Origin of the sequence: Cloacibacterium sp., assembly GCF_047601505.1 — a bacterium.
Lineage (GTDB): Bacteria > Bacteroidota > Bacteroidia > Flavobacteriales > Weeksellaceae > Cloacibacterium.
This window is the reverse complement of sequence record NZ_JASGJD010000001.1, coordinates 1,878,139-1,894,571: the sequence shown is the minus strand read 5'-3', so window position 1 is coordinate 1,894,571 and position 16,433 is coordinate 1,878,139. Positions and strand designations below refer to the sequence as shown.

Annotated in this window: 13 protein-coding genes; 7 read left to right on the top strand and 6 right to left on the bottom strand. The window is 31.7% G+C overall.

Annotated elements, in window-relative coordinates:
- Window positions 1-88 precede the first annotated feature (88 nt).
- The 3 genes from QM746_RS08750 to QM746_RS08740 are packed head-to-tail and all read left to right on the top strand — an operon-like array spanning window position 89 to window position 3,372.
- Window positions 89-1,132 carry an aldose epimerase family protein gene (locus QM746_RS08750; RefSeq protein WP_414983868.1) on the top strand — a complete coding sequence of 348 codons (1,044 nt, stop codon included), beginning with the start codon at window positions 89-91 and terminating at the stop codon, window positions 1,130-1,132.
- Between the two features lie 26 nt (window positions 1,133-1,158).
- Window positions 1,159-2,322, top strand: a complete 1,164-nt coding sequence (galK, locus tag QM746_RS08745) for a galactokinase (protein WP_414983867.1) — start codon at window positions 1,159-1,161, stop codon at window positions 2,320-2,322.
- Window positions 2,323-2,328: 6 nt separating this feature from the next.
- Window positions 2,329-3,372 (top strand): UDP-glucose--hexose-1-phosphate uridylyltransferase, encoded by a 1,044-nt coding sequence (locus tag QM746_RS08740; RefSeq protein ID WP_414983866.1) that lies wholly within the window; start codon window positions 2,329-2,331, stop codon window positions 3,370-3,372.
- 97 nt (window positions 3,373-3,469) lie between these two features.
- Here QM746_RS08740 and QM746_RS08735 read toward each other — a convergent pair whose 3' ends face one another.
- Genes QM746_RS08735 through QM746_RS08720 form a run of 4 tightly spaced genes read right to left on the bottom strand, consistent with a single transcriptional unit; the run spans window position 3,470 to window position 10,363 of the window.
- Window positions 3,470-4,885 carry a SusE domain-containing protein gene (locus QM746_RS08735; RefSeq protein WP_414983865.1) on the bottom strand — a complete coding sequence of 472 codons (1,416 nt, stop codon included), beginning with the start codon at window positions 4,883-4,885 and terminating at the stop codon, window positions 3,470-3,472.
- Between the two features lie 20 nt (window positions 4,886-4,905).
- Window positions 4,906-6,000: a SusE domain-containing protein gene (locus tag QM746_RS08730; RefSeq protein WP_414983864.1), complete on the bottom strand. Its 1,095-nt coding sequence runs from the start codon at window positions 5,998-6,000 to the stop codon at window positions 4,906-4,908.
- A 19-nt stretch (window positions 6,001-6,019) separates the two neighbouring features.
- Complete coding sequence (locus QM746_RS08725; protein WP_414983863.1) at window positions 6,020-7,582, bottom strand: RagB/SusD family nutrient uptake outer membrane protein; 1,563 nt, start codon at window positions 7,580-7,582, stop codon at window positions 6,020-6,022.
- A 12-nt stretch (window positions 7,583-7,594) separates the two neighbouring features.
- Window positions 7,595-10,363, bottom strand: a complete 2,769-nt coding sequence (locus tag QM746_RS08720; RefSeq protein ID WP_414983862.1) for a SusC/RagA family TonB-linked outer membrane protein — start codon at window positions 10,361-10,363, stop codon at window positions 7,595-7,597.
- Between the two features lie 362 nt (window positions 10,364-10,725).
- Here QM746_RS08720 and metG point away from each other — a divergent pair, with 362 nt between their 5' ends.
- The gene (metG, locus tag QM746_RS08715; RefSeq protein WP_414983861.1) at window positions 10,726-12,759 is read left to right on the top strand and encodes a methionine--tRNA ligase; all 2,034 of its coding nucleotides are present in this window, start codon (window positions 10,726-10,728) and stop codon (window positions 12,757-12,759) included.
- A 284-nt stretch (window positions 12,760-13,043) separates the two neighbouring features.
- Window positions 13,044-13,478: a hypothetical protein gene (locus QM746_RS08710; RefSeq protein WP_414983860.1), complete on the top strand. Its 435-nt coding sequence runs from the start codon at window positions 13,044-13,046 to the stop codon at window positions 13,476-13,478.
- Between the two features lie 3 nt (window positions 13,479-13,481).
- On the opposite strand, the gene QM746_RS08705 is transcribed toward QM746_RS08710, so the two are convergent.
- Window positions 13,482-14,186, bottom strand: a complete 705-nt coding sequence (locus tag QM746_RS08705; RefSeq protein WP_414983859.1) for a class I SAM-dependent methyltransferase — start codon at window positions 14,184-14,186, stop codon at window positions 13,482-13,484.
- A gap of 96 nt (window positions 14,187-14,282) precedes the next feature.
- On the opposite strand from QM746_RS08705, the gene QM746_RS08700 reads away from it, so the two are divergent.
- Both QM746_RS08700 and QM746_RS08695 read left to right on the top strand, forming a co-directional pair.
- Window positions 14,283-14,756, top strand: coding sequence for a DUF962 domain-containing protein (locus QM746_RS08700; protein WP_414983858.1), 474 nt, complete (start codon window positions 14,283-14,285; stop codon window positions 14,754-14,756).
- A 105-nt stretch (window positions 14,757-14,861) separates the two neighbouring features.
- Window positions 14,862-15,719 (top strand): DUF4349 domain-containing protein, encoded by an 858-nt coding sequence (locus QM746_RS08695; protein WP_414983857.1) that lies wholly within the window; start codon window positions 14,862-14,864, stop codon window positions 15,717-15,719.
- Between the two features lie 2 nt (window positions 15,720-15,721).
- Here the strand turns inward: QM746_RS08695 and QM746_RS08690 are convergent, their stop codons facing one another.
- The gene (locus QM746_RS08690; protein WP_414983856.1) at window positions 15,722-16,420 is read right to left on the bottom strand and encodes an SAM-dependent methyltransferase; all 699 of its coding nucleotides are present in this window, start codon (window positions 16,418-16,420) and stop codon (window positions 15,722-15,724) included.
- Window positions 16,421-16,433 lie beyond the last annotated feature (13 nt).

Genomic DNA, 16,433 nt, shown 5'->3' with positions numbered 1-16,433 from the left:
CTGGTGGTAAAATAAAAAAAACTGGTAGGTACTAGTATGGTAAAATTACAAAAATTATTTAAATTTGAGAAACATAAAATTAACATTCATGGCAACAAATAATTCACAACCAAACACAGAAACTAAAGAAGAAAAATTTAGCGTAAACAAGCATAGCAACGAGATTTCTATCTACACCCTTAGAAACAATAATGGCATAGAAGCCAACATTACTAATTTTGGAGCGACCTTGTTTTCGTTGTATATACCCACCAAAAATGGTAAAACAGATGTAGTTTTGGGATTCAACACCATAGACGAATACATCAAAGCTTTTGAAATTGGCGCATCGCCTTACTTTAATGCAATTGTAGGAAGATTTGCAGGAAGAATTAAAAATTCTCAATTCTCATTAAACGGAAAAATTATTCAATTAGACCAAAATCACGGAAAACACCATCTACACGGCGGAAAATACCAATTGAGCAACGTTGCTTGGAATTTTGAAAATTACAACGAAGACGAAAACGCCATCACTTTTTCTTATCTAAGCAAAGCAAACGAATATTATCCTGGAGATGTAAACATTGAAGTGACTTATACTTTAACAGAAAATAACGAACTGAACATAAAATACAAAGCTAACACTACAGAAGATACTCTTCTAAATCTTACCAATCATGCTTATTTTAATTTAGATGGTATTTCTGGCAACACTTTGAACCAAAAACTTCAAGTAAATGCCGAAAAATTCTTAGAATTAGACTCAGAAAACATTCCTACAGGAAATTTTATAGCAATGGAAAATCATGCTTTTGACTTTAGAAATTCTAAAAATGTAGTAGCTGGAGTTGACCATTGTTTTGTCTTAAAAAACAACAACGAACCTGCTGCAATCTTAGAAAGTGAAACCAACGGATTAACCATGAAAGTTTTTACAGACCAACCCGCAGTACAAATCTACGTTGGCGGAAAAACTTCTGAAGAACTTCAAAATAAAAATTTGGTAGAATATCACACAGAAAGCGGAATTTGTTTCGAGACACAAGTGTTTCCCGATGCTCCAAACCACGAAGATTTCCCAAATGCAATCTTAAGAAAAGGAGAAACTTATCATCAAAATACCACTTTTCAATTTATCAATCAAAAATAATTTCATTTAAATAAAAACTAAATAATATGAGCACACAAGAACTAGTTGCTAATTGCAAAGAACAATTTAACAACGCATTCGGAGAAAATCCTCAAAAAGTTGTTTTATCACCCGGAAGAATCAATATTATTGGCGAACACATAGATTATAACCACGGTTTTGTACTTCCCGCTGCTATAGACAAATACATTTGTTTTGCTATTTCTAAAAACAACACTCAAGATTGCCACATTATCTCTCTTGATTTAAAAGACGAATACAAATTCAACATCAAAGATAAAATAGAACCTGTTGAACAAAATTGGGTAAACTATTTCTTAGGCGTTTTCAACCAAGTACAAGACAAAATAGACAGTGGTTTTAATATCGTTTTCAGTTCTACCGTTCCTATTGGTGCAGGTTTATCTTCTTCTGCAGCTTTAGAATGTGGCTTTTTATATGGTTTAAATTATTTCTTCGCTTTAGGTTTAGACAAAAGACAAATTGCTAAAATGGGACAAAAAGCAGAACATACTTTCGCAGGTGTAAACTGTGGAATTATGGACCAATTTGCCTCAGTTTTCGGAAAAGAAAACAGTGTAATTTTCTTAGATTGTGATACTCTAGATTATCAATATGCGCCTGCAGATTTCGGAGATTATACTTTATTATTATTGAACACCAATGTAAAACACAACCTTCAAACTTCCGAATATAACAACAGAAGAAAAGAGTGCGAAGCTGGGATTTCTATCATTAAAAATAAATATCCAGAAGTTCAAAATTTTAGAGAAGCTACAATGGAAATGGTAGAAGATTTGAAAGACGAAATGGGCGATGTAGTGTACAGAAGAAGCAGATTTGTAGTTGGCGAAATTTCCAGAATTCAAGAATTGGTAAAATCTCTTAAAGATAACAATTTTGAAAATGTAGGAAAATTAATGACATCAACTCATTACGGATTATCTAAAGATTACGAAGTAAGTTGCGAAGAATTAGATTTCTTGGTAGATAATGTTTTGAAAGAAGAAGGCGTACTTGGCGCAAGAGTAATGGGAGGCGGTTTTGGAGGCTGCACCATCAATCTTCTTAAAAAGAGCGAAGTAAAAAAAATTATAGAAAAACTTTCTAAAGCTTATTTAGAAAAATTCGAGATAGAATTAACTCCCTATCAAGTTTCAGTTTCAGAAGGAACTCATTTTACCGATTAAAAAATTATGGAAAATTTTGTTTTAACAGACCATCCACACCGCAGATATAATCCACTTTTAGACGAATGGATTTTGGTATCTCCTCAACGTGCAAAAAGACCTTGGCAAGGACAAAACGAAGTAATTTCTGATGAAAAAAAACCAGAATACGACGAAAACTGCTACCTATGCCCTGGAAACGAAAGAATTAATGGCGGAACAAATCCTAAATACGAGAGTTGCTATGTTTTTGATAATGATTTCCCTGCGCTATTAAAAGACGAAGTTTCTTTTGATTTACAGCAAGAAGATTTATTCAAAATAAACCCAGAAAGAGGAATAAACAGAGTAATTTGCTTCTCTCCAAAACACAACGTTACATTGGCAGAAATGCAAATCCCAGAAATTGAGAACGTTATAAAAGTTTGGAAAGAGCAATATCTAGAATTAGGTGCTATAGATTACATCAACCATGTACAAATTTTCGAAAACAAAGGAAGTGTAATGGGTTGTAGCAATCCGCATCCTCACGGACAAATTTGGGCGCAATCTTCCTTGCCAACACAAGTAAAGAAAACACAGGACAATCTTCTGAAATATTATCAAAAAACAGGGAAAAGTCTTTTAAAAGACTATGTTGATAATGAACTTCAGAAAAAAGAGAGAATTATTGCTGAAAACGAACATTTTGTACTCTTGGTTCCTTTTTGGGCAACTTGGCCTTATGAAACCATGATTATCAGCAAAAGACATTTCTCTAATATTGTAAAAATAACAGAAGAAGAAATAAAATCTTATGCAGAGATGATCCATATCATCACCGTAAAATATGATAATTTATTTAAAACTTCTTTCCCATATTCTGCCGGAATTCACCAAGCACCAACGGATGGTTTACCACATGATGAATGGCATTTCCACATGCACTTTTATCCACCATTATTAAGAAGTGCTACGGTTAAAAAGTTTATGGTAGGCTATGAACTTTTAGCTGAAGCGCAAAGAGATTTAACTGCCGAACAAAGTGCAGAAATATTGAGAAACCTTTCTACTGAGCATTATAAGTTATAGTTTTACTCTAAACGAATAAAAAAAGAAAAAGCCAAAGTTAAAAATTCAACTTTGGCTTAACTTTATATTACTCCAAAAATATTGGAATATTTAAAATTTATTTTTTAATAAATTGATATCTACCATCAATATCATTGAAATAAACATCATAAGTACCAGCTTCTAAATTAATGTTTTGACCATCCTGTTTTACACCAACACCAGAAAGAGTAGAAACAGATTGTAAAGCTGCAGTTGGGCCCCAACTTACAGACCAACTACCTTCTGCTCTAAATTTAACTTCACCTGCTGGAAAAGCAACTCCTTTAAGAGACCATTGGTGACTATCAAAACTTGATTGACTAAGTGCTAAATCACCACCCCAACCATTAAATCCTCCAATTAATCCAATTGTAGAATAATTTGTCATGAAATCTGCGTAAGATGTTAAAGAATATGTTTTAGCTAGTATATCAATTTCAAAACTGTAATATCCAGAGGAAGAAATAGTAAATGGATTTGGTTCTCCTCCATCACTATTTGCTACAGAACCAGATTTCAGTCCCCATTGAGGTTGCCAAGTGTCAACTCCTAATGTTTCTATTAATTTAAACATACTTGTTCCAAATTTACCAGTAAAATAAAATTTATTAACATTAACTGGATCTCTGAAAACTGCTTGATTATTATTGTTTGTACTCCAACCTGCTGCTGTAGCATCTCCTACAAGAAAAAGATTTTTGAAAGCAACATAAGGTGTTACTTTAAAAGTAACAATATTAGAAACTTTTTCAATAGTTCCTCCTGTAGATTTTGTAGTTGCAGTTACTCTAATATCTAAATTTTGCTGAACTTCAGCAATTAAACCAGCTTTAAGTACCGCATCATTGAATACTTTATTAGATACCTCTAACAATTTAGCATTTACAACACTTCCTAGAGTAACAAAATTATTATCCCCAGATTTAGATACCTCTATTAAATAGGTAACATCAACACCATATGTATTATAATCTGACCAAGTAATAGTTTTAGCAATATCATTAGGCAAATCAATATTCAAAATGATACTTTCTCCAGTTGCGGGAACTGTAATTACAGGAGCTGAAGAAGGATAAGCCGTTACAATAAATGAAATAGCATTTGAAACCTTAGTTCCATTTTCGATTCTTACATATACTTTTACTGGACTATATGGAGACAATCCCGCTTGTAAAACGGCAGAATTTAAGGCTCCAATTGTTGTTTTCAAAGTATTAGTTGAAGATTTTCCTAGCTCTACTTTCTTAGAAAAATCGTCTGTAGCTGAAACTACAACACTGTATTCCCCTGACGCATCTGCTAATTTATCCCATGTTAAAACAAAAGGGTTATCTTTCATAGAAACATAAAGGACATTACTTCCTAATGAAGTATCATATAACTTAAAACTAGCTTCTGGCATTGACCAGTCTCTATCTGCATCATTTTCACAAGAAACAAAAGATAATGTTACAAGTAATGAAGCAAGAAATAATTTAAATATATTTTTCATAGATTTTTAAAATTTAAAAATTACTTTACAGGAATTACAGTATAAGCACCTGTTAAATCATTGAAATAGATATTATAATCCCATTCAGCAGTTAAAGGAATATCTGCGCCACCAGAAACACCTATGCCATAAAATTCAGCATTAGTTCCCCAATTTACATCCCAAGCATTATTTGCTCTAAATTTGAAAACTCCACTATTCAAATGAATATTAGTACCAATCCATAAATGTGAATCAAAAGAAGATTGCGTCAATTGAATATCGTTACTTCCTGTAGATGTTCCATACATAGAAACATTATTATAAGTAGCTACTGGATCACTAATTTTTTCTAATGTGTATGTAAGAGCTGTAATATCTATTGTAAATTTATAATATCCTTCAGAAGGTACAGTGATATTACCAGAACCTCCATCATTACTTAATAAACCAGCGGAGGCGCCTAGTCCATATTGAACTCCCCAATCACCTTTATTTTTGATAATTTTAAAACCAATATCTGTTCCTGATTTAAATAATCCTGTGAAAGTATATTTGCTTGTATCCGAAGTCTTAAGTAATGGCACAAGAGATGCATTACTAGCCTGATTATCCCAATTTCCAATTGCAGCATTACCAATAAGATATAAATCAGTAAACTCATATGTAGGACTTGCCAAATAAGGTGTAATTTTTAGATGTGTCACATTAGAAACTTGATATAAAGAATCATCTCCTAAATAAGAAGTAACTCTAAAATACATATTCTGCGATACATCAGGAACTAATCCTATTTTCTTTACAGCTTCATTAATTTCAACTGTGCTGTAGCTTACATAATTTTGAGACTGAGTAGTTGCTCCTAATCTAACTGGGTTAGAAAAATCTTCAGTAGAACTAATTTCTACTACATATTTCACCTCTACTGGCACGCTATATGTTGCAGCGCTCCAAGTAATAGTTAACGCTTGATTTGTAGGAAATTTTGAATCTAAAATCAAATTATCTGATGATAAGTCAATTAAAATTGGAGCTGATTTACTATCGATAGTAATCAATTCTCTATCATCACAAGAAGTTAAACCAAGAAATACAAAAACTCCTAAGATGAATTTTATAAAATTATACTTTTTCATTTTTTAACAAAATTTTTAATTAGTACCCAGGATTTTGCTTAAGATTTGGATTAACAGCTAAATCATTATTTGGAATTGGAAATAAATTTCTATATTCTCCTACAGCAGTACCATCTTTCACATTACCTTTCCAAGGCCAAAGGTATGCTGAGGTTGTAAATTTTCCAAAACGAATAAGGTCTGATCTTCTTGTCATCTCCCATGATAATTCTCTAGATCTTTCGTCAAGAATAAAGTCTAGACTAAGTGTAGAGATAGAGGAAGCGTTTGCTCTAGTTCTAATAGCATTAACATAACCTAAAGCCGTGCTCATATTACCACCACCGCCTCTTACAACAGCTTCTGCATACATCAGATAAACATCTGCTAGTCTATATACTGGCAAATCTGTATCGACCCAATTTTCGTGAGATCCATCTGCTCCTGTACTGCTAATATTTTTGTATTTGATAAATGCGTAACCATCATTGAAGTTTCCTAAATCATTAATTTCTAATGTTTGTCCATCTTTATAGAAACGACCTCTTAAATCACTACTTTCAAATTTGTTTACAAAAGCTTTGGTTGTTCTAAGACCTCCCCAGCCTCCATTTACACCAAAATCTTTAGGATCCATAGATCCACCAATAGCAGCATGTACAAGATAGGTTGTACCACCGTTAGTTTGTGTGTGTAGCCCATCATAAACTACTGAAAATATATTTTCTGGATTATTAACATTATTATCTGTTAAGAATAGGTTTTCATATTTTGTATTTAATGAATAACCAGCTGCAATTACTTTATCACAATAAGTAATAACATCGCTATTTCTTTGTGTTCCTGTATAAACTTGTGCATTAAGGTATAATCTTGCCAATAATGTCCAGGCTGCAGCTTTGTCTAATCTTCCATATTCATTTGTTTTAGGGGCTTTTAGATCTGTTTCTGCTGCTATTAATTCATTTTCTACATAAGTGAACAGCTCTGCACGATTTATTTGTTTTGGCACTGTTCCAAATGTGGTTTCATCTACGAAAGGAACATTACCATACATATCTAACAAATGAAAGTAAGCCTGAGCTCTTAGGAATCTAGCTTCTGCTCTCATTGCTTTAGCTTCATCTGCATTTGTTCCTGTTATTCCATTTGAGGATAACATTGCATCTGAAGTGTTTTTAATAAATTCATTACAATATGCTATTTCTGTATATAATCTATAATACATTGCATTATTGAATTCATTAGCAGGAGTCCATGTCATTTTATGGAATTCGTGTAATGTACCATCATTCCATCCTATAACGGCTTCATCCGTAGTAATCTCGTTTAACGTAAATAATAGACGCATATAGTTAGAAAAACCGCCATCTATCCCAGCGACATCACCATTCCCATCACCAGAAGATTGCCCACCTACAGCAAGACCACCATATAATTTTGCCAAAATATTTTTATAATTATCAAAGTTTTTATACAAACTAGCTGATGTTATTTCGGTAATTGGCTCTTGTTTGAGATCGTCTGTACAAGATTGTATTGTAAAAGAAGCCCCTAACAATAATATAGCCAATGATATATTTTTTATTTTGAAATTTTTCATTATCGTAATTTATTAAAAATTAAAATTAAGACCTAAAGAATATATTTTTGGTCTTTGGTAAAAGCCATTATCTATATTTCCAAATATTTCTGGGTCAACACCTGAATAATCTGTTATTACAAATACATTCTGAGCCATTCCATAAACTCTCAGACTACTTCCTTTTGTAAAAATATCTTTGAATGTATAACCTAATGTCAAATTATCCATTCTAAGGAAAGATGCATCTTCTACAAAAATATCACTCCAATATTGTACGTTTTTGAAACCATAATTTGCTGCTACAGTAGAGATATTTTGGATATAATCATTGGTAGCAATGTTCTGTGCATTAGATTGTGATGCAAAATTATTATATACATAATTTCCGATAACTGCTCTAAGCGTTGTTGACAAATCCCAATTTTTGTATTTGAAATTGGTTGAAAAACCTAATGTTGCATCTGGTGTAGTAGATTTATACAAATATTTATCATTTACATCTATTTTACCATCACCATTTCTATCAACATATACTCCCTCCAAAGCTTTTCCATTAGAATCATAAGCCTGTTGGTAAACAAAGAAACTGAACGGATTATACCCAACCATATGAGCCTGAACACGGTTATTAGTCCCTCCAGCAATATCTCCAACCTGAATATAATATCCATCAGCAACGTCATTAAATTTTTTAATTTTTGGATCATAATGAGCCACATTAAAACTAAAATCCCAAGCGAAATTTTCTTTTTTAATTGCTTTTACATTGAGTAAGAATTCTATTCCATTGGTATCCATATCACCAATATTTTTATTATTGAAATTGCTGAATTCTCCCGCTGGAACTTCTACATAAGCCAATAAATCTTTGGTTTTCTTCTTGAACCAATCAAATGAACCTGTAATCCTGTTATTTAAAATTCCAAAATCCAATCCTGCATTTACAGTTTCCGTAGTCTCCCAAGTCAGATTTGGATTATACTGAGTAGGACGATACATCAGATAATACTGTTCCGCAAAACCATATTGAGCTGTTTGCTCAGAAACATTATATGAAGGAAATGAATTATACCAACCACCAATCTCTTGTTGACCAGTCTGTCCCCAACCACCTCTTAGTTTCAAATCTGAAATTACATTAACATCTTTAAGAAAATTTTCATTTTTAATTTTCCAAGCACCAGAAGCTGCTACGAAAGTACCCCACATATTACCTGTATCATCTGTACCATTGTAAAATCTAGAAGTACCATCTCTTCTGATAGATCCTGTTAAAATATATTTATCCGCAATAGTAAAAATACCTCTACCATAGAAACTTAACAATGTCAATTTGCCTTCAAATCTATTACTTGATGTTGGTGGCTTGGTAGGGTCTCCATAATAGGTAGTTGAAATTGGTGTGAAATTTTTGAATTGTTGGTAAGAATATCCTGCCATCAAATCTACTTTCGTATCAATAGCATCAATATCTTTGGTATAACTTAAATAGGTTTCTAACAACCTATTTACTCTCTCTTGTCTATAATCTCTTCTAGTACTTACATTACCTGTCTCCAACATTTGTGCATACCCTGGATATTCCGTAACCGCACCAGTCCCTTTTTGATAATCAAAACCACCGTTCATATTAAAATGTAAATCTGGCAAGAAATGGAATTTATAATCTAATTGCAAATTACCAATAGCTCTGAACACGGTAGAAACATCTCTTCTACCATATAAAGAAGCTAATGGGTTTTGGGTTGAATTTACATTAATGTTATTAGTTCTTTCCCCATTTTGATTATATAAAAACCACTCCCAATAATTGTTAACAAGATTACCTTGTGAGCTATAATCATGAACAGGCTTGGTAGGATCAAAAAACTGAGCCGCAGCGATTACACCCGCAGGGAATCTATTTTCTGTCATCGTTCCTTTTAAGTTGGCGGTAACACTCAAATGATTGTCGAAAAACTTAGGTGTTAGATTCAATCCAAAAGATGTTCTTCTAAACTCATTAGTTTTAACAATACCATTTTGTTCTGTATATCCTAGTGATAAACGATATGGCAAATTCTTGATTCCACCAGAAATAGACACGTTATTATCTGTTCCCCAAGCGGCTTGATAAATCTGGTCTTGCCAATTGGTATTAGCAGTTCCTAGCATATCGATATACTTTTGTTGCGTTGCGTTTTCTGTCACATATTTTCTAAACGCATCAGCCGACAAAACATCCATATTACCCATTTTTGTAGAAACAGAACTCACAGTAGAGAAGTTTACCTTAAGCTTACCTGCCGATCCTTTTTTAGTCGTAATTAAGATAACACCGTTGGATGCTCTGTTACCATAGATTGCCGCCGCAGAGGCATCTTTTAGTACATCAAAAGATTCGATATCATTTGGGTTAATTAATGCTAAAGCATTAGCTGCTCCAGAGATTCCACTAAAATCCATTGGGATACCATCAATAACAATTAATGGATCGTTAGTAGAAGATAAAGAAGCCCCTCCTCTAATACGAATCGTAGAACCAGATCCTGGGTTACCACCATTACCAGTAACAGTTACACCAGGTGCTTTACCTTGGATTAATTGATCTGCAGATGTAGATCCTCCGTTAAAATCTTTGGCTGTAACAGAAGCAATAGAACCAGTAAGATCTGTTTTCTTTTGCTTACCATAACCAATTAGCACAACTTGTTCAATTTCTTTTTGTTTAATTGAATCTTTCTGTTGAGCTTCTAGTAAAATTGTTCCTGCCAAAAGAAATGCTGGAGCAATTTTTAATACTGTACTATAGTTTCTCACAAAAAATAAAATTTAGGATTAATATTTTTTTTTACACAATTGTAAATCTTAAATTAATTTACTCTGCCAATTTATAAAATTTTTAAATATTTATAAAAAATAAATAATATTTGTTAATTATCCATGACAACAATCAGTCAATTTTATTTAAATTTAAACACAAAATACTGATTAACAATAAATTAAAAAATATTTTCTCAGCAATGAGACAATAATGAATTTTACATCATTTTGAATAAATGTTTAGCAAAAATGCATATTAACGATATGTTAATTAGTCTAAAAAATCCCCAAAATTGTATTCAATTTCGTTAAATTTTCAAAAAGGCAAACAAAACCTTATCTTTGCAAAAAATATTTCCATGCAGAAGAGAAAAATGATTACCGCTGCCTTGCCTTATGCAAACGGACCAATACATATCGGACACTTAGCCGGAGTTTACGTTCCTGCAGATGTTTTCGCTAGATTCCAAAGAAGATTAGGAAATGATGTTGCCTTTATTTGTGGAAGCGACGAACACGGTATTCCTATCACCATTAGAGCTAAAAAAGAAGGAGTTACACCTCAAGATATTGTAGATAAATACCATACAATTATCAAAAAATCATTCTCAGATTTGGGAATTTCTTTTGATGAATATTCTAGAACTTCTTCGGAAAATCATAAAAAAACTTCACAAGATTTTTTCCTAAAAATGTATGAAAAAGGAAAATTTACAGAAGAAGTTTCAGAGCAATATTATGACGAACAAGCTGGCGAATTTTTAGCAGACCGATATATTGTTGGCACTTGCCCTAATTGCGGCAACGAAAACGCCTATGGAGACCAATGCGAAAAATGTGGTTCTACCCTTTCTCCATCAGAGCTCATCAATCCTAAATCTGCTTTAAGTGGAAATATCCCTGTTCTTAAAGAAACAAAAAATTGGTATCTTCCATTAAATGAATATGAAGTTTTTTTAAATAAATGGATTATCGAAGGGCACAAAGACGACTGGAAACCAAACGTTTACGGACAAGTAAAATCTTGGCTCAATGATGGCTTGAAACCTCGTGCAATGACCAGAGATTTAAACTGGGGCGTACAAGTTCCGCTTCCAGATGCAGAAGGAAAAGTGTTGTATGTTTGGTTTGATGCACCAATTGGATATATTTCTTTCACTAAAGAATGGGCAGAAAAAAATGGCAAAAATTGGAAGGATTATTGGCAAAGTGAAGATTCGGATTTAATTCACTTTATTGGTAAAGATAATATTGTATTTCACTGCATTATTTTTCCAGCAATGATGAAGGCTCACGGAGATTATATTATGCCAACTAATGTACCAGCTTTTGAATTTTTGAATCTTGAAAACGATAAAATTTCTACTTCTAGAAATTGGGCAGTTTGGGCACACGAATATGTAGAAGAATTTCCTGGTCAACAAGATGTTTTGAGATATGCACTGCTTTCTTCGGCTCCAGAAACTAAAGATAATAACTTTACTTGGAAAGATTTCCAAACCAAAAACAATTCTGAATTGGTTGGGATTTTTGGTAATTTTATCAATAGAGTTGCGGTTCTTATTCATAAATATTACAATGGTGTAATTCCTGCTGGAAACGAAAATGTAGAAGAACTTTCTGAAATTTCTAAAACTGCAAAAGAAATTAATGAATATCTAACCAAATACGAATTCAGAAATGCATTGTCTGCATTAATGAATTTAGCACGTTTTGGAAACCAATATCTTCAAACCGAAGAACCTTGGAAAACCATTAAAGACAATCCTGAAAAAGCGGCAAATTCTCTTTTTGTAGGAGCTCAAATTGCAGTTGCTTTGGCTCAATTGTGTGAGCCATTTATGCCTTTTTCTTCGGAAAAATTATTAAAAATGTTTGGTACTGAAAAAATTTCTTGGCAAGAAGTTGAAAACGTTCAAGTTCTAGTAAAAACAGGACATCAAATCAACGAAGCTTCTCTTCTTTTCTCAAAAATTGAAGACGAAACCATAGATTTTCAAATTCAAAAATTAGAAAACACTAAAATATCTAACGCAAAAACAAATCCTAACGCTAATCCTATGAAAGAAGAAATCACTTTTGACGATTTTACAAAAATAGACCTTAGAACTGCTACCATTTTAGAAGCTGAAAAAGTAGAAAAAGCAGATAAATTGTTAAAACTAAAAGTAGATACTGGAGTTGATGTAAGAACCGTAGTTTCGGGGATTGCAGAGAGTTTTTCGCCAGAAGAAATCATTGGGAAACAAGTGATGATTTTATTAAATCTTGCTCCAAGAAAAATAAGAGGAATTGAATCTCAAGGTATGTTGCTTCTTACAACAAAAGCTGATGGCAAATTATCTTTTGTAACACCAGACGAAACCGTGGAAAACGGAATTGAGATAGGATAATAAAAAAATTAATCAATTAAATAATTAAAGATTTCGGAGATATTTCCGAAATCTTTTTTATTTTTGGATTTCACACTTTGTCAAAGTTTTTACGAAGCAAAAGAATCTTTGACAAAGTTTATAAATATAACGATATGAATTTTCTAAAATCACTTCTACTCTGCTTTTTATTTTTTGGATTGGGAAATTTTAAAGCGCAATCTTTAAATTTTAACGACTCTTTAAAGATTATGTTTTTGAAAAAATTTGACAAGACACTTAAAGAGAAATTTTCAAATAAAAGAGTGAGAATTCAATCAAGCAAATTTTTAGAATTAGAGCAATTATATTCAGAAAAATTGAATGCAATCGATGAAATTAATGCACCAATATTTTTAAAAAAAAGTAATTCTGAAAATTTTTTCAAAATTCTTTATTCTACATATTTATCACAATCATTTCCTGACTTTAACGCAGTTTTCTTCAACAGAGGAAATCTTTTATCAGACGCAAAAATTACTGACGAAGAAAAACAAAAATACAACGAACTTTTTCTAGAAATTACCAAACAAATTCCGAACGAAACTTATATAGAACTTTCAAAAATTACAGACGAAATCAATCGTGATAAATTTGCATTAACGGTTCCTTATCGTTTTGAAATTTTTCAAGATTTATTTGATGAAAACCAAAGAAAAAGAATAGACATCATCAATTTTCTACTTTGGAATGCAGAATAAACCTTACTTTAACGTAAGTTGCGCCAAATAAGAATCTTCTAATTGTTTAACTTTTTGAATCTTAAAACCATTGGCAACGGCAGCGTTTTTCAAAGTATTAAAATCTAAATACAACCATTTCATTGGTTTTTCAGATTCACCTTTGTAATGTACATAATAATCTAATTCGCCGTAATAACCATCAGCAGGAACCAAAACTCCGCCATCTTCGTCTTGGTCGTACATATACAGAATATCTGTGCTGTCTATCAAAATTTGTCCGTTCTCTGAGATTAAATTTTTCAGTTTTTGCAAATATTCATCTATTTGTTCTAAACTCTGGAAAATCCCAGTTCCATTCATCAACAATAAAATAGTATTGAAATCTTTTTCAGAATATTGAAGAAAATCTTCACAAATTGCATTTTTTATACCTCTTTCTTTACAAATTTCTATAGATTTCGGGGAAATATCTATAGCTGTAACCTCTAATTTTTTATCATTTTGAAGATAAAGACTGTGCGAACCTGCACCTGCACCAACATCTAAAACCTTCCCAGAAGCCAATTCTAAAGCTTTTTTTTCTAAAGCATTCATTTCTTTGTAATTTCTAAAAAGGTAAGAAACTGGCAAATCATCCAATTCTGAGATAGAAGTTTCAGTCTGTAAATCTTTAGGATTTTCTTGATAATAATAATCCCAAATTGCGCATCCCATTAAGTCTTTCATGCTACAAAAATACTTATTACGAAGCACATAATTTTAAATTTTGAAAAATATTCTCAATTTAAAAATGATTTGTTATTTTTAGAAAAAATTAAAACAATGAGAAAAATAGACCAACTTTTTGCAGAATATGCCGAAAGCCACCAAAACCAAACTAATAAATTAATTCATTGGATTTGTGTTCCTTTAATTTTCTTTACCATTGTAGGGTTTATCAGTTTAATTCCTGCGCCACATTTTTGTGCTTCTTATTACGGCTGTATCAGTATTGCGAGTATTGTAGCACTTGTTTTGGTAAGTATTTTTTATTTTAGTTTGTCTTGGAGAATTTCTATCATTATGTTATTTATAATGTTTCTGATGGAACATTTAGCATACGCCATTAACATTCATTTTAATAGTAATTCTTGGATTGTTTTTCTTTCAATCTTCGTAATTACATGGATTTTTCAATTTGTCGGACATAAAATTGAAGGCAAAAAGCCAAGCTTCCTAAAAGATTTACAGTTTCTATTGATTGGTCCAATTTGGCTCCTTCATTTCGTTTTAAAAAAATTAGGAATTAAATATTAACTTAATGATTTTAATCATATATCCTTGAATATTTTTCAAGGATTTTTCATTAAAAAAAAGTTTTGCATAATTGTTGATATAAAATTTTTAATAAAATTAATATCTATGAAAACATTTTTTTATTCCCTTGCTATTTTATCATTATTTGCATGTAAAAAAGCAGAAATTACTGAAGTTAGTGCAGACCTTATGGAAGTTCTTCCAGAAACAGAAATAAGCGACAAAGCCTTTGAAGCTGCTTCATCACCAAAAATGAAAATGTCTGATTCTGAAGCAAAATCAAATAATAAAATTTTTAATTTAAAAAAAATCATCAAAAGTGGCGACATAACCATTGATGTATCAGACATAAAAACAGCACAAGAAAAGATTCAAAATTCTGTAAAAAACAACAAAGCTTACATTCAAAACGAAAAATTTTATAACACTGAAACTCAAACCACACTTTCTATGGAAATTAGAATTCCTAATGAAAATTTTGACAGATTGGTGAATTCTTTTTCGGACGGAATTGGTTCTATCACACAAAAAAATATCAGAGTAGAAGACGTAACCGAAGAATACACAGATGTTTCTATAAGGTTAAAAAACAAACTCGTTTATCTAGAAAAATATAGAGATTTGTTAAAACGCAGTGCTTCTACTAAAGATTTATTAGAAATTCAGGAAAAAATACGCGGTTTAGAAGAAGAAATAGAGTCTTCCGAAGGCAGATTGCGATATATAGACGACCAAGTAAATTACAGTACTTTAGAGCTTACATTACTCAAAGAAAAGCCTAGAAACACTGTTACTTCTAAAATTGGTTTTGGCAATAGATTTGTAGATTCTGTAGCTAATGGTTGGAATATTTTCGTTAATTTTCTATTACAAATCGTATCACTTTGGCCATTCCTATTCATTCTTCCAATCCTTATCTTTTTTTGGAAAAAATGGAGAAAAAGAAAATTAAAAAAACAATAATTTTATTTTCCCAAAACAAACACCGCCGGAATTTTATGAAGTTCCGGTTTTTTATTTTTCCAATCCGAAATTTTTAAGGTTTTGATAAATTCTTCTGTTGGATGATTGATGTTGGCAGCAATACAAAGTTTAGTATTCGGGTTTAGAAATTTAATTAAATCTTCTAATAATTGATTATTTCTGTACGGTGTTTCCATGAAAATCTGAGAATATCCTGTTTTCTGAACCTGATTTTCTAAAAACTGAATCTGTTTTTTCTTTTGCTCTCTATCAATAGGTAAATAACCATTGAAAGTAAATTCTTGTCCGTTAAAACCACTCGAAATTAAGGCTAAAATAATAGAACTTGGTCCGTTAATAGGAATTACTTTTATATTGTTTTCGTGGCTCCATTTTACCATCAGATTTCCTGGGTCTGCAATGCAAGGCAAACCTGCTTCGGAAAGCAATCCAAAATCTTGCCCAGATTTCATTAATTTCTGAGCGTCTTTCAAATCTGCACTTTCAGAATATTTATCGAGCAAAAAAAGTTTTAAATCACTTTGTTTTTTTTCGGGAGCAAAAAATTTGATGACTTTTCTTGCTGTTTTTTCGTTTTCAACAAAAAAATAATCTGTTTTTAGAATATATTCTTTAATTGAAGGAGCAAAAAAATCTATGGGAGATTCTTCGGATAAATAGGCTGGAATTAAAAATAACATCTTGAATAAATTT

What these genes read in the sequence shown, in the direction of transcription:
- QM746_RS08750 (WP_414983868.1), top strand. Translation starts at nt 89, where the DNA reads ATGGCAACAAATAATTCACAACCAAACACAGAAACTAAAGAAGAAAAA.
- galK (WP_414983867.1), top strand. Translation starts at nt 1,159, where the DNA reads ATGAGCACACAAGAACTAGTTGCTAATTGCAAAGAACAATTTAACAAC.
- QM746_RS08740 (WP_414983866.1), top strand. Translation starts at nt 2,329, where the DNA reads ATGGAAAATTTTGTTTTAACAGACCATCCACACCGCAGATATAATCCA.
- QM746_RS08735 (WP_414983865.1), bottom strand. Translation starts at nt 4,885, where the DNA reads ATGAAAAATATATTTAAATTATTTCTTGCTTCATTACTTGTAACATTA.
- QM746_RS08730 (WP_414983864.1), bottom strand. Translation starts at nt 6,000, where the DNA reads ATGAAAAAGTATAATTTTATAAAATTCATCTTAGGAGTTTTTGTATTT.
- QM746_RS08725 (WP_414983863.1), bottom strand. Translation starts at nt 7,582, where the DNA reads ATGAAAAATTTCAAAATAAAAAATATATCATTGGCTATATTATTGTTA.
- metG (WP_414983861.1), top strand. Translation starts at nt 10,726, where the DNA reads ATGCAGAAGAGAAAAATGATTACCGCTGCCTTGCCTTATGCAAACGGA.
- QM746_RS08705 (WP_414983859.1), bottom strand. Translation starts at nt 14,186, where the DNA reads ATGAAAGACTTAATGGGATGCGCAATTTGGGATTATTATTATCAAGAA.
- QM746_RS08700 (WP_414983858.1), top strand. Translation starts at nt 14,283, where the DNA reads ATGAGAAAAATAGACCAACTTTTTGCAGAATATGCCGAAAGCCACCAA.
- QM746_RS08695 (WP_414983857.1), top strand. Translation starts at nt 14,862, where the DNA reads ATGAAAACATTTTTTTATTCCCTTGCTATTTTATCATTATTTGCATGT.
- QM746_RS08690 (WP_414983856.1), bottom strand. Translation starts at nt 16,420, where the DNA reads ATGTTATTTTTAATTCCAGCCTATTTATCCGAAGAATCTCCCATAGAT.